Below are 20,658 nucleotides of genomic sequence, written 5' to 3' on the forward strand. Positions count from 1 at the left end.
TGACGGCGGGACTATCGTACCACATTCCGCCGCCTCTTTCAATTTTGTTTAGACGGCTCTATTGTAAACATATTTTTCCAAATACTCTGTCGAAATTTGAAGTCCGTTAGCAAAATCGGGCTCCTTGTCCCACAATATCCAGTGGGCGTTTTGATCCCGCCGGAGCCAGGAAAGCTGCCTTTTGGCGTAGCGCCTGGACTCCATTTTGATGCGCGCCACGGCCTCGTCCAGCGCCTCCCGGCCCAGGAGCACGCCGGTCAGCTCCTTGTAGCCGATGGCCTGCATCGCCGTGTGTTCCGGCGTGAGTCCCATGTCCAGGAGCGCCCGCACTTCCCGCAGCAGGCCCATTTCCAGCATCGCGTCCACCCGGGCGTTGATGCGCCGGTACAGATCCTCCCGGTCCCGGTAGGACAGGGCGATAACGCAGGCGTCATAACGCGGCGCCAGGGCCCGGGTGCGCGCGTCGTGCTCGGTGATCGTCACGCCCGTGGCCTTAAAGACCTCCAGAGCGCGGACGAGGCGCTTTTTGTCGTTGGGGTGCAGCCGCGCGGCGCTCATCGGGTCGACGGCGCGGAGCTCCGCTAAAAGGACTTCGCCGCCCAGCGCGTCGTACCGCGCCGACAGCGCCCCGCGCACGTCCGCGTCGGCCTCGGCGGAAAAGTCGTGGCCGGCCACAAGCGCGCCGATATACAAGCCGGTGCCGCCCACCACGACGGGCAGCTTTCCCCGCCGGAGAATGTCGTCGACGCAGCCGGACGCCTCGGCGGCGTACCGCGCTACGGAATAATTTTCAGACGGCGGGACGATGCCGATCATATGGTGCGGCACGCGGGCCAGCTCTTCCGGCGTGGGCTTGGCCGTCCCGATATCCATGTGCTGATAAAGCTGCATCGAGTCGGCGGAGACGATCTCCCCGCCGGTTTTTTCGGCCAGCGCGATGCCCAGCGCCGTTTTCCCCGTCGCCGTCGGCCCGGTGATGACCAGGATTTTAGGTGTCATTGTTATTCCCCGGCATTTCCTGTTGTTTCCTATTATCCCCTGTCATTCCCGCGAAGGCGGGAATCCGCGTCCTTACGTCCTTTTGAATGTCCTGTCCAGCGCCGCCTTTGTCAGCTCGGTGGCTACGGGCCGCCCGTGGGGGCAATAGCGCACCTCGCCGGTGAGGACCTTGTCCACCAGCGCTTCCAGCTCCAGGGGCTCGGAGCGGCGGCCGGCCTTGATGGCCGCCTTGCACGCCACCGAGTGGCGCAGCTCGTCCAGGACGGCGCCCTCGTCGGGGCTGCCGCCGCGGCGCAGGATATCCGCCAGCTCCCCGAGCAGGCCCTCCGTCTCCGCCGCGTCGATATCGGCGGGGAGCTCGCGCACCGCCACGGCCGCGTCGCCAAAGGCGTCCAGCTGAAAGCCGAGGCGGGAAAGAAGCGCGGCTTTTTCCACCAGCAGCGCCGTATCCTCGCTGCCCAGGTTGCAGACGACGGGGTCCAGGAGCGTTTGTGACATGGTCACTTGCTTTTCGCTTTTCAGTCTGTCAAAATGGATGCGTTCATGGGCGGCGTGCTTATCGATGAGCCAGAGGCTGTCGCCCTGCTCGGCCAGGATGTACGTGTCCAGCGCTTCGCCCACGACCCTCCAGCGCTTTGCCGGCGGCATCTCGGCGATCTCCTCCGGCCGGCTCATGTCGATTTCCGTCTGCGCGGGCTCTTCTCCCGCCGGCTCCCCGACGCGTTCCCAGGCCGCGGGCGTTTTTGGTCCGGCCTCGGCGGCCGGCGGGATTTTGTCCGCCGCCGTTTTGTAAGAAAGCGCCGTCTCGTCACGCACGGGCGCATATGTCTTGAATTCCCGCACCGACGGGACGCGGCTTATAAAGCCCCCGCCGCCGTACGGGCTTTGCGTCCGGGCCGGCGCACCGCCGGAGGGCCGTTCCGCCGGGGCTTCCGCGGCCTCCGTCTGAAAGAGACTTTTGGTGCTTTCGGAAATCCGGAACGCGTCCTTCCGGCCCTCGCTCTCCAGCGCCGAAAGCGCGGCGTAATAGACGCCGTCAAAGACCTGATGCTCGTTTAAGAATTTGACCTCCGTCTTCGTCGGATGGACGTTGACGTCCACCTGGCTGGGACTGAGCGTGATATACAGGACACAGGAGGGGAACCTCCCGGTAAACAGCGAATTTTTATAGGCCTGCTCCAGCGCGGCCTGCAGCGTTTTGGATTTGACGATGCGCCCGTTGACGAAGAAGAACTGATAGCTCCTGTTGCCCCGGGCGCTCACGGGCGTGGAGACGAAGCCGGAGACGGTGACGGCGTCGTCGCTGGTGGCGGCCTTTAACAGGCCGCCGGCGAATTCGCGGCCGAAAAGGCTGTAGATGCAGGAGTCGATGCGCCCGTCGCCGGGGGTATGGCACTCCTCTTTCCCGTCCTTTATGTACCGAACCGAAACCTCCGGGTGGGACAGCGCGCTGGAAATGACCTGCGCCGACACGCCCGCGCCCTCGGCCCTGTCCGTTTTCATGAATTTGAGCCGGGCCGGCGTGTTGTAAAACAGGTCGCGGACGATCATCGTGGTGCCCTCCGGGCAGCCGGCCAGCTCCCGCGCCTTTACAGCGCCGCCCTCCACGGAGAGGCTTGTCCCGGTCTCCGCGCCCGTTTCGCGGGTCAAAAGCTCCACGCGGGACACGGCGGCGATGGCCGCCAGGGCCTCGCCCCGGAACCCGAGGGTCATGATCGCCTCCAGGCCCTTTTCATCCCGGAGCTTGCTGGTGGCGTGGCGCAGGAAGGCGGTCTCCGTGTCCTCCGGCGCGATGCCGCAGCCGTTGTCCGTGACGCGCATGTACGTCATGCCGCCGCCCTTGATCTCCACGGTGACCATCGTCGCCCCGGAGTCTATTGAGTTTTCTATGAGCTCCTTGATTACGGACGCGGGCCGTTCCACGACCTCGCCGGCCGCGATCAGGTCGGCCACATGCGCGTCCAGCTGCAGTATTTTAGCCAAAGATCACCATTCCTTCATAAAAGCCTCGCAGAGTTTGCCGCCGGAGCGGCAAATAAATTCATCATTTGTCACGCAGGAGGACATGCGCCTCCGGAGTGAGCTTCTCATACAGCGCGCGGCTGAGCGCGCTGTATGCACCCCCTTGTCGGATAAAGCCCAAAGGGCTTTATCGACAGCCTGGGCAAAGCCCTTCGGGTTTTGCCCATTATAGATACATGATCGGCAGGCCCTTGACGTTGACCGGGTCCACGTCCAGGATGACCGAATCGCCCACGGCGCATTCGATATGCGTCACGTCGATGATTGTGTGCAGCAGGCCCACCTCGCCCAGGACATGGGCGCGCTGGCCGCCGATTTTGACGAAAAGCTTCCGGCGACGTCGCCGGAGCAGCTCGAGGATATTGTGCTCGCCCAGGTGGCGGTCCACACCGAAGCCGTGGTAATAGCCCACCGACAAAACGGCGATTTTGGTGGGCTTCTTCGTCACCAGGCCGTGATCGCCGCCGATGCGGTGCCCCTTCGGGAACCAGCCCACTTCCTCGATGCCGGCCTCGATATAGCCCACGCGGCTGAGCCCCTGGACGCTCTTCCCCGGCATGCGGCCCGACAGGGCCGTATCGACGCGCACGGCGTCCATCCGGCCGAACTCGTACCGGAACAGCGCCGCCGAGTCGCAGATGTGCGCCACGCCCGTTTCAAAGCCCAGCTCCGTCAGCCTGTCAAGCACCTTGTTGAATTCCTCGTACTGCTGCAGCGTCAGCTTTTTGCTGCGCCAGGAGCCGGCGTATGTGGAAAACATGCCGATGATGGCAAGGCTGGACATATATTTGAAGATGGACGCCATTTTGTCCGTCTCCTCCGGCAGAAAACCGTAGCGCCCGAGGCCGGTGTCCACCTTGAGCTGCACCTCGGCCACCGTCTTGCGGGATTCCGCGATGCCGTTGATGGCCACGGCGGCGTCATAGGACCCCACGGTGCAGATGACGTTCAGGTCGATGAGCTCGGAGAGCTCTTCGGGGTCGGCGGTGGAGCGGAGCATCATGAGCCTTTCGTCCGTAAAGCCGTTGGAGCGGAGGAAGGCGGCATCCTTCGGGTCCGAGACCGCGTAGGCGTGGATGCCGTCGTCCCGCAGGAGCTTGGCGATCTCGAGAAGGCCCATCCCACAGGCGTTGGCGCTGAGGTCGGCGTAAATGGCGGCGCCGTCGGCCCGTTCCTTGATCGCCTTAAGGTTATTCCGCACAACGCGCCTGTCTATCACGAGATATTTCATAATGGCCCTCCCTATCCCAAAACCGCGGCATTTTTTATTTGTCAATATTTTGCCACGGTGTGATTATACATTATTTACATTGTAAATTCTATAACAAAATGTTAAAATGAAAGCCGGTTGCAGCCTTTTACGGCGCTGCTCCGAATTTTTTCACGGAGGATCACGTGAAGCTGAAACGCGCAGAAATCTCACAGGAAGATATCGACAGGCAAAAAGCGATCATGGAGCGGCTCAGGGCGCATAACGCCGGCTCGGGCGCCGCCCCGCGCGCTTTTATCGACACCTACGGCTGCCAGCAGAACGAGTCCGACAGCGAAAAGCTGCGCGGCATGCTGGGCCGGATGGGATATAGCTTTACCGACAAGGAAGCGGACGCGGACGTCATCGTCATCAACACGTGCGCCGTCCGCGAGCACGCGGAAATGCGCGTGTACGGGAACGTGGGCGCGCTGGTGCACACCAAGCGGAACAAGCCCGGGCAGATCATCGCCCTGTGCGGCTGCATGGTGCAGCAGCCCAGTGTGGCCGACAAGATCAGGCGCTCCTTCCGGCATGTGGACCTGGTGTTCGGCCCTCAGGCGCTCTGGCGGTTTCCGGAGTATCTGGAGCGCATTTTGACCGAGCGCGGCCGGATATTTTCCATCGAGGACGACCCCGGCACCATCGCGGAGGGCCTGCCCGTCGTCCGCGACGGGACGGTGAAGGCGTGGCTGTCGATCATGTACGGCTGCAACAATTTCTGCTCCTACTGCATCGTTCCCTACGTCCGGGGGCGGGAACGGAGCCGCGCGCCCGAGCTCATCCTCTCCGAGGCGAAGGAGCTCATCGCGGCCGGCTACAAGGACATCACCCTTTTGGGGCAGAACGTCAATTCCTACGGCAAGGACCTGGAATCCCCCATCGATTTTTCCGAGCTGCTCCGGCGCCTCAACGCGCTGGACGGCGAGTTCCTGCTTCGGTTCATGACGAGCCACCCGAAGGACGCCGGCGAGCGGCTGTTTAAAACGCTGGCCCAGTGCGAAAAGGTGGCCCACCATCTCCACCTGCCCTTTCAGGCGGGGAACGACCGTGTCCTGCGGGCGATGAACCGCGGCTATACGAGGACGCAGTATCTGGAGCTCGTGGACATGGCCCGGCAGTACATCCCCGACATCGTCCTGACCAGCGATGTCATCGTGGGCTTCCCCGGCGAAACGGAGGAGGAGTTTAACGACACGCTGGCCGTCATCGAAAAGGCGCGCTTTGACGCGCTGTTCACCTTTATCTATTCGAAAAGGGAGGGGACGCCGGCCTGCCGGCTGGACGATCCCGAGCCGAAGGACGCCAAGCAGCGCCGTTTCGACGCGCTTTTAAAGCTGCAAAACTCTATTTCCGAGGAAAAGCACCGGGAATATGTCGGGAAAACGCTCCGCGTCCTTGTGGACGGGGAATCCGGCGACCTGCGGTACCCTCTCACCGCCAGGACAAATGGCGGCCGCCTTGTCCGCCTGTCCGGCAACGCCGCGCCCGGCGCCTTTGGCAACGCGCGCATCACGGACTGTAATACCTGGGCTCTTTTCGGGGAGCTTATATAAAATACAACCGCAAATCGAATTTCAAAGGAGTTGTGACGATGTCCCCTGTCCTTAAAATCTATCGCGGCGGCAAACTGATCCACACTGCCGAAGCCGTACCGGGCGAGACGCTTTACGAGCGGATCATCGCCTCCGATATCTATCTTGAGGCCCCGTGCGGCGGCAGGGGCAAATGCGGCAAATGCCTTGTGCAGCTGTCGCCCGACGGGCCAAAGGTCCGTGCCTGCCAGACCCAGGTCTCCGGCGACATGGACGTGTACCTGCCGGAGGAAATGCACATGAAAATCGCCGGCGACGACGCGAAAAGCAAGACCGTCACATATACCGGCCCGCTGGGCATCGCCGTTGACATCGGCACGACGACGGTGGTGGCGCACCTGACGGACATCCCCAACTGCACGCGCCTGGCCACCGCCAGCGGCGTTAACGCCCAGCGGACATACGGCGCGGACGTTATCAGCCGCATCCAGTACTGCGCCGAAAACGGCCACGAGGTGCTCACGCGCGTCATCCGCGCCCAGCTCGCCGGCCTCATTTCGAAGGCATGCAAGTCCGTGGGGGCCAATCCCAAGGACATCCACTACATCTCCATCGCCGGCAATACTATCATGCAGCATCTGGCGGCGGGTTATTCCCCCGTGGCGATGGGCGTGGCGCCCTTCACGCCTGTAGAGCTGTTCGGCAACGAGCGTCCCGCCGGCAAGGACTTGCCTGTGGCGGATGACGCCGTCCTCTACTTTGCCCCCTGCGTTTACTCTTATGTGGGCGGGGATATCACCGCCGGCATGCTGGCATCCGATCTGGAAAATATCAAGGGCAACTGCGTCTATATCGATATCGGCACCAACGGCGAGCTCGTTTTGAAGGCGGACGACAGGTATTACTGCTGCGCCACGGCCGCCGGGCCGGCCTTTGAGGGGGCGGAGATCGCCAAAGGCATGGCGGCCATTCAGGGCGCCATCAGCCACGTCAAATGGAGCGCCGAAAAGGGCCTGGAGCTGACCGTGATCGGCGACGCGGCGCCGGAGGGCCTCTGCGGCTCGGGACTGATGGACGCGCTGGCGGTGATGGTATCCACGAGCGCCGTGGATGAAACGGGCCGGCTTGTGGACGCCGGGGAGCTGGAACACCATCCCATCTCCAGGTATCTCGGCAAGCGCGAGGGCAAAAACGTCTTCTGGCTGTCGAAGGAGCACGACGTGTATATGATCCCCGGCGACGTGCGAAAGCTGCAGCTGGCGAAGGCGGCCATCGCCGCCGGCATCCAAACGCTTTTGCACACGGCCGGCAAGACGAATAAAGACATTTCGGGCTTTCTCCTGGCCGGCGGCTTCGGGAGCTTTTTAGACCAGCACAGCGCGGCCACCATCGGCCTGTTCCCCAAGGACTTTCTGCCCTTTGCCCGCACCATGGGCAACACGGCCGGCGAGGGCGCGGCACTGGCGCTCTGCACCCAGGCCGCCCGCGATACGCTTAAAAACATGATGGACAATTTCGAGGTCGTCGAGCTGTCGACGAGCAAAATATTCAACGAACAGTTCATCGACCAGATGATGTTCGAGGGCTGAAAAGGAGAGCTTATCATGCTCAATTATGAGGAACTGATCCATAAGGCAAAGGACTGCGGCTTTACCGAGGCCGGGCCGCTGGACGTGGGAACGCTGGAGTTTCTGCCGGAGGTCCGCGACATGTGCGCCGCCGACCGATGTCATGCCTACGGCAAGAACTGGGCCTGCCCTCCCGCCTGCGGCACGCTGGACGACATGCGCGAAAAGGTCAAGGGCTACCACCGCGGCATCCTGGTGCAGACCGTGGGCCAGCTGGAGGACAACATGGACTGGGAGAACATGCAGAAGGCGGCGGACGATCAGACAAAGAATTTTGAATGCCTGTGGACGGAGCTCGAAAAGGATTACCCGCAGCTTTTGGCCATGGGCGCCGGCACCTGCACCAAATGCGCGCAATGTACTTACCTCGAGGGCAAGCCCTGCCGCTTCCCGAAGCGGCTGATGCACTCCATGGAGGCCTGCGGCCTCTTTGTCAGCAAGGTGTGCACCGACAACCACTTAAAGTATAATTATGGCCCCAACACAGTGGCTTATACCGGCTGCTTCCTGCTGGAGTAAGGGCGGATGACCATCAGGCTGCTGACGCCGGAGGATTACGCGCTCGTCCGCGACCTTTGGACGAATACGCCCGGCGTCGGCCTGAACAGCGTCGACGACTCTGAGGAGGGGTTTCGGAAATACCTTCTGCGCAATCCATCCACATGCTTTGCGGCGGTGGAGGACGGCGGGATCATCGGCGTCATCATGAGCGGCCACGACGGCCGGCGGGGCTTCATCTATCACACGGCCGTACGGGAGGACCGGCGCGGCCGGGGCATCGGCACCGCCCTCGTCCAGGCGGCGTCGGACGCCCTGAAACGGGAAGGCATCACCAAGGCCGCCCTCGTGGCGTTTGCCGCAAACGGCGCCGGCAACGCGTTCTGGGAAACCCAGGGCTTTATCCGCCGCGACGACCTCGTCTATCGAAACAAGAGTCTCATATAACAAAGAGTCCGCCGATTGGCGGGCTCTTCGTTTATATGCCCGGCCGCTCCTCAGGCTCAGGCACAGCTGCCGTCCGGCGCGGGTGTCACGCGTTTTCGGCCGATGGAGTCATAGGTGATGCCGGCCTCGGCGGCGGCGCGGAGGTCGAAGCAGTTGCGGCCGTCGAGGATGAGCGGGGTTTTCATCAGGTGCTTGAACTTTTTGAGGTCGAAATTTTTGATCTCCTCCCACTCGGTCAAAACCAGGCACGCGTCGGTCCCTTCAACGGCGCGCTCAATCGTATCCGCATAGCCGACCTGGTCGCCGAACATCGCTTTGACGCGCGGCACGGCGACAGGGTCCCAGACGGTGACGGCGGCGCCTTCCTCCAAAAGGATGTTGATGTTCATGACCGAGGGCGCCTCGCGGAGATCGTCGGTGCCCGGCTTGAATGTGAGGCCCAAGACGGCGACCCGCAGGCCCTCGACGCTTTTGTGATACTTCCGGAGCTTTTTGATGAGGCGTATCCTCTGGTTTTCATTGACCTCAATGGCCGCTTTGACGGTTTTGAGCTCGTAGTCGTGGTATTTCGCCAGCCAGTGCAGGGCCAGCGTGTCCTTTGGAAAGCAGGAGCCGCCGTAGCCGATGCCGGCCCGCAAAAACTTTTCCCCGATTCTCTTGTCCAGCCCCATCCCGTAGGACACCGTGTCCACGTCGGCGCCCACGAGCTCGCAGATATTGGCGATCTCGTTGATAAACGAGATTTTCAGGGCGAGAAAATTATTGGAGGCGTATTTGATCATCTCCGCCGTCTGCGGGTCGGTGACGATCACGGGCTTCGTGAAGCCCGCGTACACCGCCCGGAGGACCTTTTCGGCCGACGCGCTCCGAACGCCGAACACGAGCCGCTGCTCGTTCAGAAAATCGCGGACCGCCGTCCCCTGGGACAAAAACTCGGGGTTGGACGCCACGTCGATGCGGACGTTTTCCCCGGCGTGACAGGCGAAGAATTTCTCCAGCTTTTCGCACGTCCCCATGGGCACCGTGGATTTCATGACGACGGTGCAGCCGCTTTCGGCGGAGGCGGCGATCTGTTCGGCGGCGTCGTAGACGTATTTCAGGTTGGCGTAGCCGTCGCCGCGCTCCGGCGTGCCGACGCTGATGAAGATCACCTCGGCGTTTTTATAGGCGCCGGCGTAATCATCGGTAAATGTCAGGTTAGCGGCGCTTTCCGCCATCAGCGCCCTAAGGCCCGGCTCAAAAATCGGGGGCTCCCCGGCACGGAGCGCGGCCAGCTTCTGCCGGTCCGTCTCCACACAGGTCACCTTATGGCCGCGGCTGGCCAGGCAAACGCCGGTCACGAGCCCTACGTATCCCGTCCCCGCTACTGATATATCCATGTGCGATCCTTTCTTTATCCCGGCGCTTTGGCGGCCCGGGAATTAAACCGCCAGCCTTCGGGCGGGATGATTTTTGCCGAGGGCGTTTTCGTATCCGGCGACGAGGCGGTCGAAGATCGTGTCCCAATCCCGCGCCCGGGCCGTCTCCAGCGCGCCAGCGCGGATTTTGTTCCGGAGGTTTTGGTCCAGCATGGCCGTCATGGCCTCCGCCAGCGCGCCGGGGTCGTTATATTTGCAGACATAGGCGTTTTTGCCGTGCTCGGTAAAGTCGGTGACGCCGCCGGCGTCCACGCAGATGCCGGGCAGGCCGCTGGCCATGGCCTCCAAAAGCACATTCCCGAAGGTCTCGCTGCCGGAGGGGAAAACAAACACGTCGCCGCTGGCGTAAATCTGCGCCAGCTTCCGGCCCGTCTGAGGCCCTGTGAACACCGCGTTGGGAATCTCCATCGCCTTAAGCGCGTCCAGATACGGGCCGTCGCCGGTGAAGACAAAGATACCGTCGTCCCGGTGGGACGCGTTGACAATGCCGATGCTCTCGGCGAGGACGTCCAGCCCCTTCTCCCGGGCGATGCGGCCTACGTACAGAAAGACCGTTTTGCCCGCGCCGCCTATTTCGTGCCGGACCGCCGGGGAACGGTGCTCTGGGCTGAAGCGCTGCATGTCGATGCCCCGGGTCCAGATGTCGAGATTTTTGAAGCCGCGCCTGTCAAGCTCCGCCGCGGTGCTCACCGAGGGGCAGAGATTCAGCGCCGCGAAATTGTGAAACCAGCGGACGTAGGCCCAGATGGGCCGGCTCAGGTAGCCGAGGTTATAAAAATCCAGGTACTTGTCGTAATTCGTGTGGTAGGACATCACCAGCGGTATGCCGAGCTCCCTGGCCGCCTTCAGGCCGCTGTAGCCGATGCCCAGCTCGGTGACGACGTGGATGAGGTCGGGCCGGAAGTCGTGCAGCGCCTCGAGGATCTTCCCATAGGGCGGGAAGACGAGGCGGCATTCGGGATAGATCACGGGCCGAATACCCTTGAAGCGGAGCACCGCCGTATCCTGCGGTTCATCCGCCGCGTCGTAATCGGGGGCGAAAAATATATGGTCGATATCCCGCTGGGACAGGTATCGGCTGAGCTGATTCAAGGTGTTCGTCACGCCGTTGATCTGCGGCGAGAACGTGTCGGTAAAATAAGCGATTTTCAAATTGTCCTCCTCGTCCGCGGCCTCAGGCCGGAAACAGCAGTTCCCGCTCGCCGGGCTCTTCCGCCAGGACGGCGCCCGTGAGGAGCACCAGCGCCTCCGAGCAGGCCGCGATCGTCTTGGAAGCGTCGTTGAAAAACGACGGCTCTTCCGCCATGTAGCTGCTGTGGAGCGCCATAAAACGGTCAAATATCATATCGGCGGTGACGCCCTGCGGCAGGCAGACAGCCTCGCCGGCATCCATATCCTCCAGCGGCGCGCCGCGCAAAAACCTGTACAGCGCCTTTTCATACTGCACGTGGTCGGCGATGTCCCCCGTATAGGCGCTGCTGTGCGGAAAGCACAAAAAATCCGCATAATAGTGGCAGAGGATGCCGAGCTCCAGAGAGAAGCTTCTGCCAAAAAATGCGGATGCCTGCTTGTCATACGTCAGGAGATTTTCAATTTTTTTCAGGACGTGCCGGCGGTAATTCCGAAGGATGTGCGGCCTTACGAGAAAGGAAACGCCGATGTCGGGAAGGACGCTGCCGAGGAGAAAGCTCTCCCTGTCGAGAAAGACGCCGTGCCGCTCTTCCAGTCTCCGGCAGAGCAGCCGGCCGATCAGGATGTGCGATGATTTATTCAATGGACTCACCTCTCTTCCTCATTGTAATAAGGGCAGGGCGGGCGACTCTATCTTTGAAATGTTAAATCGCTGTCAAAAGTAATAGAAGCCGCCGCCAAATTTTGTGGAAAAAGGAGTCACGCCCCGGGGCAACGCCGGTCCCGGCGGCGGCGGGTATTCATAAAGCGCATCAGATTTAACACGGATAATTAACACGCATATAACAATCCCCTGTCGAAATTCACGGAATTTTGACAGGTCTTTTTTTGCCGGTATGCCTTTATTTGCGCTTTTTCATAAGTTTGCCTGCCCCGGCGCGCCCTTTTTGTGGATTATCGCGGGAGCATACCTCCGGAAATATAACGGAAGCTTTACTGTTCTTTGCTTTTTGATTCCCGCGCTGCCCCACTATAATGAGAGCCCAGGGGCAGCCATGCCCAGGGATCAGTAAAATCAAAAAAGATGAAGGAGAAAATGTATGAAAATAAGCAGCGTTTTCAAGACGGCTGCCAGTCTTGTCATGGTCGGGGCCACAGCGTTTTCGCTCGCCGCCTGCGGTTCCTCGACAAGCGGCACGTCACCCAGCCCCTCCGCCGGCACCGGCTCACCCGCCTCGTCTGCTCCGACCGCGTCCGCCGACAACACGAAATATTCCGACACGATCACCGTTGTCTGGTATCCCAACGAATCCGCCTCCGACTTTGACGGCGCCCGCAAGCACTACGAGGATCTGATCGCCCAGGCCACCGGCAAGAAAGTTATCGAGAAGACCACGACGGACTATAACATCGCCATTGAGGCTCTCGCCAGCGGACAGGCCCAGATCGGCGCGCTCATGGGCGCGCAGGGTTTCATCCAGGCGCAGCAGGAAAACGCGGCCGTCAAGCCCCTCGTCGTCAACTCCGGCGCTTCCGGTACGCTGGACGACGCCATCTACTACAGCTGGCTGAGCGTCAACAAGGGCGAGGAGCAGAACTACATGAAGGATGGCAAATATGCCATCGACAATATCCAGGGCAAGCGGATATCCTTCGTCTCCAACAGCTCCACCTCCGGCTTTAAAATTCCGACGACGAACATCATCAGTCACTTCAGCAAGCTGGACCAGTGGAAGGACCTCAACTCGGACGACCTGGCTGAAGGCGGTGCCAACAAGTTCTTCTCGGAAGTCCTGTTCGGCGGTTCGCATCAGGGCTCGGCCGTCAACCTCCTCACCGGCAAAGCCGACGTCGGGGCTTTCTGCGATACGGAGCTTGTGAACTATGCCGCTCCCGTTTCCGGCGACAATACGTCGGCCGGTTCCGTCTGGGAAGTCAAGAAGGACGCGACGGCCCCCTTCGATACGCTGACCGGCAAGCAGTTTGTCATCATCCAGGCCACGCCTGTGCTCAACGGCCCGTCCGCCTATAACGCCGAAACACTCAGCCCCGCGGACGTCAAGGCTATCCAGGATCTGATGACCTCCGACAAAATTGCCAACGATCCCCTGGTTTTCGTCCCGAAGGATTCCAGCGACAAGGGCTTCTATAAGAAGTCGGACAAAGAGCAGTTCGTCGTCGTCGAAGATTCCTGGTACGACCCGATCCGCGCTCTCCAGAACAACTAATATACCTGGAAACAGCGCTCTCCTTGCCGAACATGGCGTTTTAAAAACGCCATGTTCAAATGCAAGGCTTTCAGCGTTCATGGCTGAAGACTTTGCATTTGAATTTCCGGCTCTCAATCGAAATTTAAAGTATAAAGAGGTGAACGTCTTTGCCGCTTCTGCAAATCAAGAACGTCAGCAAAACGTATAACAATGTGACAAGGGCACTGCAAGATGTATCTTTCTCCGTGGAAGAGGGCGAGGTCGTTTCCGTCATCGGCCCCTCAGGCGCCGGAAAGTCCACATTGATGCGCTGCATCAACCGGCTGGTCGACACATCCGCGGGCTCCGTGATCTTTGACGGACAGGATATCACCGGTATCTCGAAGCGGGAGCTGCGCCATGTCCGAACAAAGACGGGCATGATTTTCCAGCACTACAACCTTGTCGACAGACTCAGCGTTATCGCCAACGTGCTCCACGGCCGGCTCGGCCAGAAGTCCACGCTCAGCGGCGTCGTCGGCTATTACTCCGAGCGGGAAAAGGAAAACGCTTTCAGGATCATTAACAAGCTCGGGCTGTCCGAGCAGGCCTACAAGCCGTGCAACGAGCTGTCCGGCGGGCAGAAGCAGCGCGTCGGCATCGCGCGGGCTCTCATGCAGGAGCCGAAGCTCCTGCTGTGCGACGAGCCGATCGCCTCCCTTGACCCCAGCTCCTCCAAGATCATTATGGATCATCTGATCGACATCAACGAGACGATGAATATCACGGTGATCCTGAATCTGCACCAGGTCGATGTGGCCGTCAAATACGCCCGGCGCGTTATCGGGATCACCGCGGGCCGCGTCGTCTACGACGGGCCGTCCGACGCGCTGGACAAAAAGACCATCCACGACATCTATCAGTCCGGAGAAGGCGACCTGATCACGGATTTCGAGAGGTAGCCCATGGAGAGCAGGATATCTGTTTTTAAAAAACGGAAGATGACATTTACGGCCGTGTTTCTGTGTGTCGCCGCGCTTTTTGTCGGCGCTTCGCTGATTACAGCATACGATCCCGTCGCGGGGATCGCCTCCATTCCGAAAGCGATCTCCTGGATTGCGGAGAAGCTCGTTCCGAATGAAAAATCGCTGCAGAGATTGCCGAACATTTTAAGCAAATTGTATGAAACCGCCTTTCTGTCGATCGCCGTCACCCTCACGTCGGGCATCTGCGCTTTCTTTTTTGCCCTGCTGGGGTCGAAAACAACACGCTTAAACGGCATTGTCAGCCGGATCGTGCGTATCGTGGCCGCTTTTTTCCGCAACGTGCCCGACGTCGTCTGGGCGATGCTGCTGATGTTTTCATTCGGGCAAAACGTGCTGACGGGTTTTCTGGCGCTGTTTTTCTACACCTTCGGCCTGCTTACGAGAACCTTTATCGAGACGATCGACGAGGTCAGCTCCGCCTGCGTGGAAGCGCTGACGGCAACGGGGGCGTCCTTCATGCAGATTGTCTTCCAGGGAATAATCCCGTCGGCCGTCGCGGAGATCATCACGTGGCTGCTGTACATGATCGAGACGAATATCCGCAGCTCGACGCTCATCGGCATCCTGACCGCAACCGGCATCGGGTACCTCTTCGACCTGTATTTCAAACGCCTGGACTATGCGTCGGCAAGCCTGGTCGTCATCGCGATCGTTGTGCTGGTTATCATCATAGAAACGATATCAAATAAAATCAGAAAGGTGATTTTGTAATGTACGATTCCGCGGCCGTCCAAAGCGGGGCGCTGGAGCCGGGCCTGCACCGGCACATGAGAAAAACGCCGTCGGGCAAAATCAAAATCAGCGCCAGAAATAAGAGCTCCCTGGTCGTCAAATATACGATGCTGGCGCTCATTGCACTAACCGTCGTGGGTTTTCTGACCTTCAACTATAAAAATATCGATTTCGCCGACGCGGTCAGCAGCACGCTCCACAATATCAAGGTCGTGTTTCTGGAGCCCAAGCTGTCGCACTCCACGATAACAAAGGCACTCTATGACCTGCTCGTCACCTTCTGCCTGGGTATCCTCGCCACGTTTTTCGGCGCGCTGATCGCCATATTTGCCTCCCTGCTGTGCGCCAAGAACATCGCCAGGCCCGCCATCGCCGCCGTTGCCAAGAGCGTTGTCGCTTTTGTGCGCGCCGTGCCGACGATCCTGTGGGTACTGATCTTTGCCGTGTCGGCGGGGCTGGGCAGCGTCGCGGCGGTAGCCGGCCTCACCTTCCACAGCGCGGGGTATCTGACCAAGGCGTACGCCGAATCGATCGAGGAGATGGACTATGGGACCATCGAAGCTCTGAAGGCCTGCGGCGCCAGCTATTGGCAGATCGTGTTCCAGGCAATCTGGCCCTCCTCCATCAGTTACATGCTCGCCTGGACGTTCATGCGGTTTGAAATCAACTTTGTCAACGCCATCGCCGTCGGCGCGGCGGCCGGCTCGGGCGGCATCGGATACAGCCTCTGGATGGCGGGCGCCTTTTACTTCGATCTGCATGAGATGGGCTTTATCACCTATATCGTGGTCGCCTCCGTCATCTTACTCGAAATTCTGGCGACAAAAATAAAATCCAAAGTCAAATGAAACGGAATTAAGAAATGGATAAAAAAAGACTGTCAAGAATCATGGCCAAGGCGGACCCGGCGGCCATCGCGGCGCTGGCCGGGACGATCCGCAAAGAACACGACATTGTTGTCATCAAGGCGCCGGGCAAGACGCTGGCCATGGTCAAAATGCGCGAGCCAGTCAAATCGAGCCAGTTTTACATCGGCGAGGTGATCGTCACGGAGGCGGTCGTGGGGCTGGACGGCGCCCGGGGCATCGCCGTTGTCATGGGGGACGATTTTGAGAAGACGCTGAACATGGCCATTATCGACGCGGCCTGCAACAGGGGCGTCTTTGCGGGCGAGGCGGCGCTTTTGGAGCTGGAGCGCGCACAGCTCGAGCTGGAGCAGAAGGAAAACGCGATGCATCTCAAAACGATGGTCCGCTTCAATTCCATGGATACGGAGGCGCAGAAATGAAGAAAATCCATGATTTTGACGAGGTTTTCGACGCGCAGAAAATGTTCCGCCTGGTCCTGACCGCCCTGTCAAGCCCGGGAAAAACGGTTGATATCGCGCGGTTTTCCGGGAAAATGTACGGCACGCGGCCGGCCTTTCTGGCTGTGGCGATGACGCTTTTGGACAATGAGGTCTCCTTCGACGCCGGCCCGGACGAGGCGCTGGCCGGCGAGATCGTCTCCCTGACGCTGGCAAAACGCGCGCCGCTGGACGGCGCCGACTTTATTTTTGTATCCGGCCCGGCAGACCTCCGGGCGGCGGTGGAAAACGCCAAATGCGGCACGCTGCGCGACCCACACACGTCCGCCACCATCGTCATGAACATCGACGACGGCAGGGATGCCATCCTCCGGCTGTCCGGCCCCGGCATCAGGGACGTTATTGAAATACGCACCTCGCCCGCCGTCCAGGCCGCGCTGGAGCTGCGGGACGCGCAATTTTACGAATATCCGCAGGGGATCGATTTTATTTTTGTCAGCGCCGCCGGCGGCCTTTTCGCCGTCCCGAGGCTGACACGGCGGGAGGGCTAAGTATGGGCTATGTGGCGGTTTCCGGCGGCAGCGAGGCCATTGAGGCAAGCATCCGCCTTTTGGATTATTATCGAAGCGGCACAGCCAAGGACCTGGAGCTGGAGGCGATCGAGCACAAGCTGTCGCTCCTTGTGGACCGGGTCATGGGCGAGGCCGGGCTCTACTCGAGGACGTACGCGGCCCTGGCGCTCAAGCAGTGCGAAGGCTCCGTGGAGGAGGCGGTGTTTCTCCTGCGGGCCTACCGCTCGACGCTGACGCGCAATTATTATTCCCTCCCAGCGGACACGGGCGCCATGCGCGTCGTGCGCCGGATCTCCTCGGCCTTCAAGGACATCGCCGGCGGACAGATTCTGGGCGCCACGTACGACTACACCCACCGGCTCATCAATTTCAGTATCGAAAGCGAAAATGCGGCGGCGCTCCGCACGGAGGCGCTGGCCCGGCTGGATCGGGAAACGCCGGAGGAGATCACCCCCTGCCCCCGGGTGTCGGACACGCTGAAGAAAGACGGGCTCGTCGACAGTTATCCGGAGGACGACACGCCGCCCTACGACGTTACGGCAAACCTGCTGGAATTCCCGGCCCCCCGCAGCGCCCGGCTGCAGACGCTCTCGCGGGCGGACACCGGGTATATCTCGGGCCTGGCTTACGCGGCGCTGCGCGGCTACAGCCTGTCGCACCCGACGGTCGGGGAGCTGCGCTGCGGCTACGCGGAGATTTGCGTGCCGTACCTGTTTGACGACGCGGAGTGCCTTTTTGTCGGGGAAATCCTGCTGACCGAGGCGGAGCTGCTGACGGAGGCGGACGACACGGACAAGCTGAAGCTTGCCGCCGGCTACGGCGCCGTCTTCGGCCGGAACGACTCGAAGGCCATCGCCATGGCGATCCTGGACCGGGAGCTGGACTCCGGCGGGCCGTATCCGCCGCAGCAGGAGGAATTCGTGCTCACCCATGGCGACAGCATGGAGATGAACGGCTTCATCTCGCATTTGAAGCTGCCGCATTATGTCACCTTCCAGTCCAAGCTGGACGCGGTGCGAAAGACAAGGGAGCAGTGCAATGAATAAGGACTATAACTTCGCCTTCCTGGACGAAGGCTCAAAAAGGGAGATTCGCCGGTCGATTCTGAAGGCCGTGGCAATCCCGGGCTATCAGGTGCCCTTCGGCTCGCGGGAGCTGCCCATCGGCCGCGGATGGGGAACGGGCGGCCTCCAGCTGACGCTCTCGCTCATCGGCCCCGACGACATTTTAAAGGTGATCGACCAGGGGAGCGACGAGTCTGTCAACGCCGTCAGCATCCGCAAATTCGTCACCATGTGCACGGACGTGGCCACCACCGCGAAGACCGGAGAGGCCACCCTCATACAGACGCGCCACAGAGTCCCGGAGGTCCCGCTCCGGGACGACCAGATCCTCGTTTTGCAGGTGCCGCTGCCGGAGCCGCTGCGGTTGGTGGAGCCCCGGGAGGAGGTCACAAAAATGATGCACGCGGAAAAGGATTACGCGCCTGTCTGGCTCCTTTTGTACGAGAGCCTGATCCGGTATAAAAAAATCACGCTGGCCGCCGATTACCCGGTGATGGCGGAGGACCGGTACGTCATGAACCCCAGCCCCATCCCCAAATTCGACAACCCGAAGCTCCACGACGCCGAGTGCCTGTATCTTTTCGGCGCCGGGCGGGAGAAAAAGATTTACGCCGTGCCGCCCCACACAAAGGTCGTATCGCTGGCCTTTGACGACGTCCCCTTCGAAAGGGAGAGCTTCAAGGGCAAGCGCTGCCGCCTCTGCGGGAGCACGGATACCTATCTGGACGAGCTCTTCGACGCGGACACCGGGGCGCGTGTCTGGCAGTGCTCCGACACCGCCTACTGCAAGGAGGTGCGCGCGCGATGCGTTTGACTGAAACGCCCGTTTTGACCGTGCGGGGCCTGACCGTCCGCTACGGGGACGGCTGCCCGGCCTGCGGGACAAGTCTGGAAAAGAACCGCTGCACCGCCTGCGGCACGGTCTGGGCGCTGAGAAACGTCTCTCTGGAGCTCTTTCCGGGGGAGGTGCTGGGCATCGTCGGCGAGAGCGGCTCGGGCAAATCCACGCTGATGAAATCCCTGTACTTTGACCTCACACCCACCGAGGGCACCGCGCGCCTGCGCGATTACAGGGACGGCGGGGCCAGCATCTGGGAGGCCAGCGGCGCGGAGCGGCGCATGATCAAAAACCTTTTGATGGGCATGGTCTATCAAAACCCGGTTTTGGGGCTGCGGATGGACTTTTCCGCCGCGTCGAACATCGCCGAGAAGCTCATCGCGGCGGAAAACAGAAACGCGGCGAAAATGACCGGTCGGGTCACGGAACTTTTGGACGCGGTGGAGATTCTCACCTCCCGCATGGGGGAAGCGCCGAAAAACTTCTCCGGCGGCATGCAGCAGCGCGTGCAGATATCCAAAGCGCTGGCCAACAATCCCGCTCTTCTCCTCCTCGACGAGGTGACGACGGGGCTGGACCTGTCGGTGCAGGCCAAGGTGTTGGACCTCATCCGCAAAATCAAGGCCCGGTACGGCGTGTCCATCCTGCTCGTCTCTCACGACCTGGCCGTCATCCGCATGCTGGCCGACAGGACCATCGTCATGCTGGACGGGCAGATCGTGGAAATCGGCCTGACCGATCAGATCCTGGAGGACCCGCAGCACCCCTACACGCAGCAGCTCGTCCATTCTCTCATTTAGGAGGCTTTTATTTTGACAGCCATCATCAACGGAAAGATCGTCACCCCGGAAGATATTATGGAGGACAAGGTGCTGCTCTTGGGCGGCGACAGGATTTTGGGCGTGACCGACGGTATTCCGGACGCCGACAGGATCATCGACGCGAACGGCGGCTACATTCTCCCCGGCTTCATCGACATCCACTCCGACAGGATCGAGCAGTGCATCCTGCCGCGGCCCACGTCGATGCTCGACTTTGAGCTGGCGCTCAAGGAGTGCGAAAGCGAGCTTTTGCATCTGGGCATCACGACGATGTACCACTCGCTGACGCTGTACAAGGATGAGTTTTTCGGCAAGTCGCCCATCAGGACAAAGGAAAACGTCAAAAAGCTGGCCGGCCTCATCGGAAACATCCACAACCGCAGCCACCTGATCCGCCACCGGTTCCACCTGCGAATCGAAATCGACAATTTCGAGGCCTACGATATCGCCAGGGCGATGATTGAGAGCGGCCAGGTCCACGAAATTTCATTTATGGACCACACGCCGGGACAGGGCCAGTACAGGAACCTGGAGATATACCAGAAGACGATCTCCTCTTACCAGGGGCGGGAGGTCGCCAACCGCAGCTTTGAGGAAATTCTGGAGTACCACCGCGGCAAGGAAACGCTCTCCCTGGAGCAGCTGAGGGAGCTGGCCGAGCTGGCCCACGCCCACGGCATCGCCGTGGCTTCCCACGATGACGACACGGTGGAAAAGCTCGAGCTGAACGAAAGGCTCGGCGTGGACATCTGCGAGTTCCCCATCACCATCGAGACGGCGAAGGCCGCCCACGAGAAAGGGCTCTTCACCGTCGTCGGCGCACCGAACATCCTGCTGGGCGGCTCGCACTCCGGCAATATGTCGGCGGCCGAGGCCATCCAGGAGGGCTGCGCCGACATCATCTGCTCGGACTACTATCCCCCCGCCATCCTGCACGGCATTTTTATCATGGCCGAGCGGTACGGGATATCCCTGAGCGACATGGTGAACAAGGCCACGCTGCATCCGGCGCGGGCGATGAAGATCGACGGCGACTACGGGGCCGTCGAGCGCGGGAAAAAAGCCGATCTCCTTGTGGTGGAGGTCCTGGACGGATATCCCGTGATCACCCACGTGCTGGTGGATGGCCGCGTCACCGCTCAGGTGGCGTACAGGAGGTAACA

Annotated in this window: 20 protein-coding genes; 14 read left to right on the forward strand and 6 right to left on the reverse strand. The window is 60.7% G+C overall.

Translation table 11 applies throughout. The annotated features are described in order from the left end of the window. Window positions 1-48 precede the first annotated feature (48 nt). The 3 genes from miaA to BUB60_RS16610 all read right to left on the reverse strand — a co-directional run bounded on the left by miaA (window position 49) and on the right by BUB60_RS16610 (window position 4,252). Window positions 49-999, reverse strand: coding sequence for a tRNA (adenosine(37)-N6)-dimethylallyltransferase MiaA (gene miaA, locus BUB60_RS16600; RefSeq protein ID WP_073081528.1), 951 nt, complete (start codon window positions 997-999; stop codon window positions 49-51). 72 nt (window positions 1,000-1,071) lie between these two features. Beyond that, entirely contained in the window at window positions 1,072-2,982 is a 1,911-nt protein-coding gene (mutL, locus tag BUB60_RS16605) for a DNA mismatch repair endonuclease MutL (protein ID WP_073081529.1), read from the reverse strand. A gap of 205 nt (window positions 2,983-3,187) precedes the next feature. Then, window positions 3,188-4,252: an alanine racemase gene (locus BUB60_RS16610; protein ID WP_073081530.1), complete on the reverse strand. Its 1,065-nt coding sequence runs from the start codon at window positions 4,250-4,252 to the stop codon at window positions 3,188-3,190. A 164-nt stretch (window positions 4,253-4,416) separates the two neighbouring features. Here BUB60_RS16610 and miaB point away from each other — a divergent pair, with 164 nt between their 5' ends. From miaB to BUB60_RS16630, 4 genes are read left to right on the forward strand one after another with little or no spacing between them, the layout of a single operon-like run. Beyond that, the gene (gene miaB / locus BUB60_RS16615; RefSeq protein WP_073081531.1) at window positions 4,417-5,826 is read left to right on the forward strand and encodes a tRNA (N6-isopentenyl adenosine(37)-C2)-methylthiotransferase MiaB; all 1,410 of its coding nucleotides are present in this window, start codon (window positions 4,417-4,419) and stop codon (window positions 5,824-5,826) included. A 38-nt stretch (window positions 5,827-5,864) separates the two neighbouring features. After that, window positions 5,865-7,394: an ASKHA domain-containing protein gene (locus tag BUB60_RS16620; RefSeq protein WP_073081532.1), complete on the forward strand. Its 1,530-nt coding sequence runs from the start codon at window positions 5,865-5,867 to the stop codon at window positions 7,392-7,394. A 15-nt stretch (window positions 7,395-7,409) separates the two neighbouring features. Continuing rightward, on the forward strand, window positions 7,410-7,952 hold the full coding sequence (locus BUB60_RS16625) for a DUF2284 domain-containing protein (RefSeq protein WP_073081534.1): 543 nt from the start codon (window positions 7,410-7,412) through the stop codon (window positions 7,950-7,952). Window positions 7,953-7,958: 6 nt separating this feature from the next. Then, a complete protein-coding gene (locus BUB60_RS16630; RefSeq protein WP_073081536.1) occupies window positions 7,959-8,378 on the forward strand; it encodes a GNAT family N-acetyltransferase in 420 nt (139 codons plus the stop codon). 56 nt (window positions 8,379-8,434) lie between these two features. On the opposite strand, the gene BUB60_RS16635 is transcribed toward BUB60_RS16630, so the two are convergent. Genes BUB60_RS16635 through BUB60_RS16645 form a run of 3 tightly spaced genes read right to left on the reverse strand, consistent with a single transcriptional unit; the run spans window position 8,435 to window position 11,570 of the window. Continuing rightward, entirely contained in the window at window positions 8,435-9,757 is a 1,323-nt protein-coding gene (locus BUB60_RS16635) for a UDP-glucose dehydrogenase family protein (RefSeq protein WP_073081538.1), read from the reverse strand. Between the two features lie 42 nt (window positions 9,758-9,799). Beyond that, complete coding sequence (locus BUB60_RS16640; RefSeq protein WP_073081541.1) at window positions 9,800-10,948, reverse strand: glycosyltransferase family 4 protein; 1,149 nt, start codon at window positions 10,946-10,948, stop codon at window positions 9,800-9,802. A 22-nt stretch (window positions 10,949-10,970) separates the two neighbouring features. Continuing rightward, window positions 10,971-11,570 (reverse strand): zinc dependent phospholipase C family protein, encoded by a 600-nt coding sequence (locus BUB60_RS16645; protein WP_073081544.1) that lies wholly within the window; start codon window positions 11,568-11,570, stop codon window positions 10,971-10,973. A 457-nt stretch (window positions 11,571-12,027) separates the two neighbouring features. Here BUB60_RS16645 and BUB60_RS16650 point away from each other — a divergent pair, with 457 nt between their 5' ends. The 10 genes from BUB60_RS16650 to BUB60_RS16695 all read left to right on the forward strand — a co-directional run bounded on the left by BUB60_RS16650 (window position 12,028) and on the right by BUB60_RS16695 (window position 20,656). Continuing rightward, complete coding sequence (locus BUB60_RS16650; protein ID WP_073081547.1) at window positions 12,028-13,155, forward strand: PhnD/SsuA/transferrin family substrate-binding protein; 1,128 nt, start codon at window positions 12,028-12,030, stop codon at window positions 13,153-13,155. A gap of 149 nt (window positions 13,156-13,304) precedes the next feature. After that, complete coding sequence (gene phnC / locus BUB60_RS16655; protein WP_073081550.1) at window positions 13,305-14,078, forward strand: phosphonate ABC transporter ATP-binding protein; 774 nt, start codon at window positions 13,305-13,307, stop codon at window positions 14,076-14,078. 3 nt (window positions 14,079-14,081) lie between these two features. Further along, entirely contained in the window at window positions 14,082-14,873 is a 792-nt protein-coding gene (locus tag BUB60_RS16660) for a PhnE/PtxC family ABC transporter permease (protein WP_073081553.1), read from the forward strand. Continuing rightward, the gene (locus BUB60_RS16665; protein WP_073081556.1) at window positions 14,873-15,742 is read left to right on the forward strand and encodes a PhnE/PtxC family ABC transporter permease; all 870 of its coding nucleotides are present in this window, start codon (window positions 14,873-14,875) and stop codon (window positions 15,740-15,742) included. The genes BUB60_RS16660 and BUB60_RS16665 overlap by 1 nt, the downstream gene beginning before the upstream one ends. A 14-nt stretch (window positions 15,743-15,756) precedes the next feature. Continuing rightward, window positions 15,757-16,182 (forward strand): phosphonate C-P lyase system protein PhnG, encoded by a 426-nt coding sequence (locus BUB60_RS16670; protein ID WP_073081559.1) that lies wholly within the window; start codon window positions 15,757-15,759, stop codon window positions 16,180-16,182. Continuing rightward, on the forward strand, window positions 16,179-16,751 hold the full coding sequence (gene phnH / locus BUB60_RS16675) for a phosphonate C-P lyase system protein PhnH (protein WP_073081562.1): 573 nt from the start codon (window positions 16,179-16,181) through the stop codon (window positions 16,749-16,751). Before BUB60_RS16670 ends, phnH begins: the two co-directional genes overlap by 4 nt. A gap of 2 nt (window positions 16,752-16,753) precedes the next feature. Next, window positions 16,754-17,818: a carbon-phosphorus lyase complex subunit PhnI gene (locus BUB60_RS16680; RefSeq protein ID WP_073081565.1), complete on the forward strand. Its 1,065-nt coding sequence runs from the start codon at window positions 16,754-16,756 to the stop codon at window positions 17,816-17,818. Next, window positions 17,811-18,650, forward strand: a complete 840-nt coding sequence (locus BUB60_RS16685) for an alpha-D-ribose 1-methylphosphonate 5-phosphate C-P-lyase PhnJ (protein ID WP_073081569.1) — start codon at window positions 17,811-17,813, stop codon at window positions 18,648-18,650. Before BUB60_RS16680 ends, BUB60_RS16685 begins: the two co-directional genes overlap by 8 nt. Further along, window positions 18,641-19,474, forward strand: a complete 834-nt coding sequence (locus BUB60_RS16690) for an ATP-binding cassette domain-containing protein (RefSeq protein ID WP_073081574.1) — start codon at window positions 18,641-18,643, stop codon at window positions 19,472-19,474. Before BUB60_RS16685 ends, BUB60_RS16690 begins: the two co-directional genes overlap by 10 nt. A 12-nt stretch (window positions 19,475-19,486) precedes the next feature. Next, a complete protein-coding gene (locus tag BUB60_RS16695) occupies window positions 19,487-20,656 on the forward strand; it encodes an alpha-D-ribose 1-methylphosphonate 5-triphosphate diphosphatase (protein ID WP_073081577.1) in 1,170 nt (389 codons plus the stop codon). Window positions 20,657-20,658 lie beyond the last annotated feature (2 nt).

This window comes from Sporobacter termitidis DSM 10068, assembly GCF_900130065.1.
Lineage (GTDB): Bacteria > Bacillota > Clostridia > Oscillospirales > Oscillospiraceae > Sporobacter > Sporobacter termitidis.

Bases quoted from the DNA above. Each gene is read 5' to 3' on its own strand.
- BUB60_RS16685 (WP_073081569.1), top strand. From the start codon at position 17,811: ATGAATAAGGACTATAACTTCGCCTTCCTGGACGAAGGCTCAAAAAGG.
- BUB60_RS16680 (WP_073081565.1), top strand. From the start codon at position 16,754: ATGGGCTATGTGGCGGTTTCCGGCGGCAGCGAGGCCATTGAGGCAAGC.
- miaA (WP_073081528.1), bottom strand. From the start codon at position 999: ATGACACCTAAAATCCTGGTCATCACCGGGCCGACGGCGACGGGGAAA.
- BUB60_RS16670 (WP_073081559.1), top strand. From the start codon at position 15,757: ATGGATAAAAAAAGACTGTCAAGAATCATGGCCAAGGCGGACCCGGCG.
- BUB60_RS16650 (WP_073081547.1), top strand. From the start codon at position 12,028: ATGAAAATAAGCAGCGTTTTCAAGACGGCTGCCAGTCTTGTCATGGTC.
- BUB60_RS16630 (WP_073081536.1), top strand. From the start codon at position 7,959: ATGACCATCAGGCTGCTGACGCCGGAGGATTACGCGCTCGTCCGCGAC.
- BUB60_RS16635 (WP_073081538.1), bottom strand. From the start codon at position 9,757: ATGGATATATCAGTAGCGGGGACGGGATACGTAGGGCTCGTGACCGGC.
- BUB60_RS16660 (WP_073081553.1), top strand. From the start codon at position 14,082: ATGGAGAGCAGGATATCTGTTTTTAAAAAACGGAAGATGACATTTACG.
- BUB60_RS16690 (WP_073081574.1), top strand. From the start codon at position 18,641: ATGCGTTTGACTGAAACGCCCGTTTTGACCGTGCGGGGCCTGACCGTC.
- BUB60_RS16610 (WP_073081530.1), bottom strand. From the start codon at position 4,252: ATGAAATATCTCGTGATAGACAGGCGCGTTGTGCGGAATAACCTTAAG.
- BUB60_RS16665 (WP_073081556.1), top strand. From the start codon at position 14,873: ATGTACGATTCCGCGGCCGTCCAAAGCGGGGCGCTGGAGCCGGGCCTG.
- BUB60_RS16620 (WP_073081532.1), top strand. From the start codon at position 5,865: ATGTCCCCTGTCCTTAAAATCTATCGCGGCGGCAAACTGATCCACACT.
- BUB60_RS16625 (WP_073081534.1), top strand. From the start codon at position 7,410: ATGCTCAATTATGAGGAACTGATCCATAAGGCAAAGGACTGCGGCTTT.
- phnH (WP_073081562.1), top strand. From the start codon at position 16,179: ATGAAGAAAATCCATGATTTTGACGAGGTTTTCGACGCGCAGAAAATG.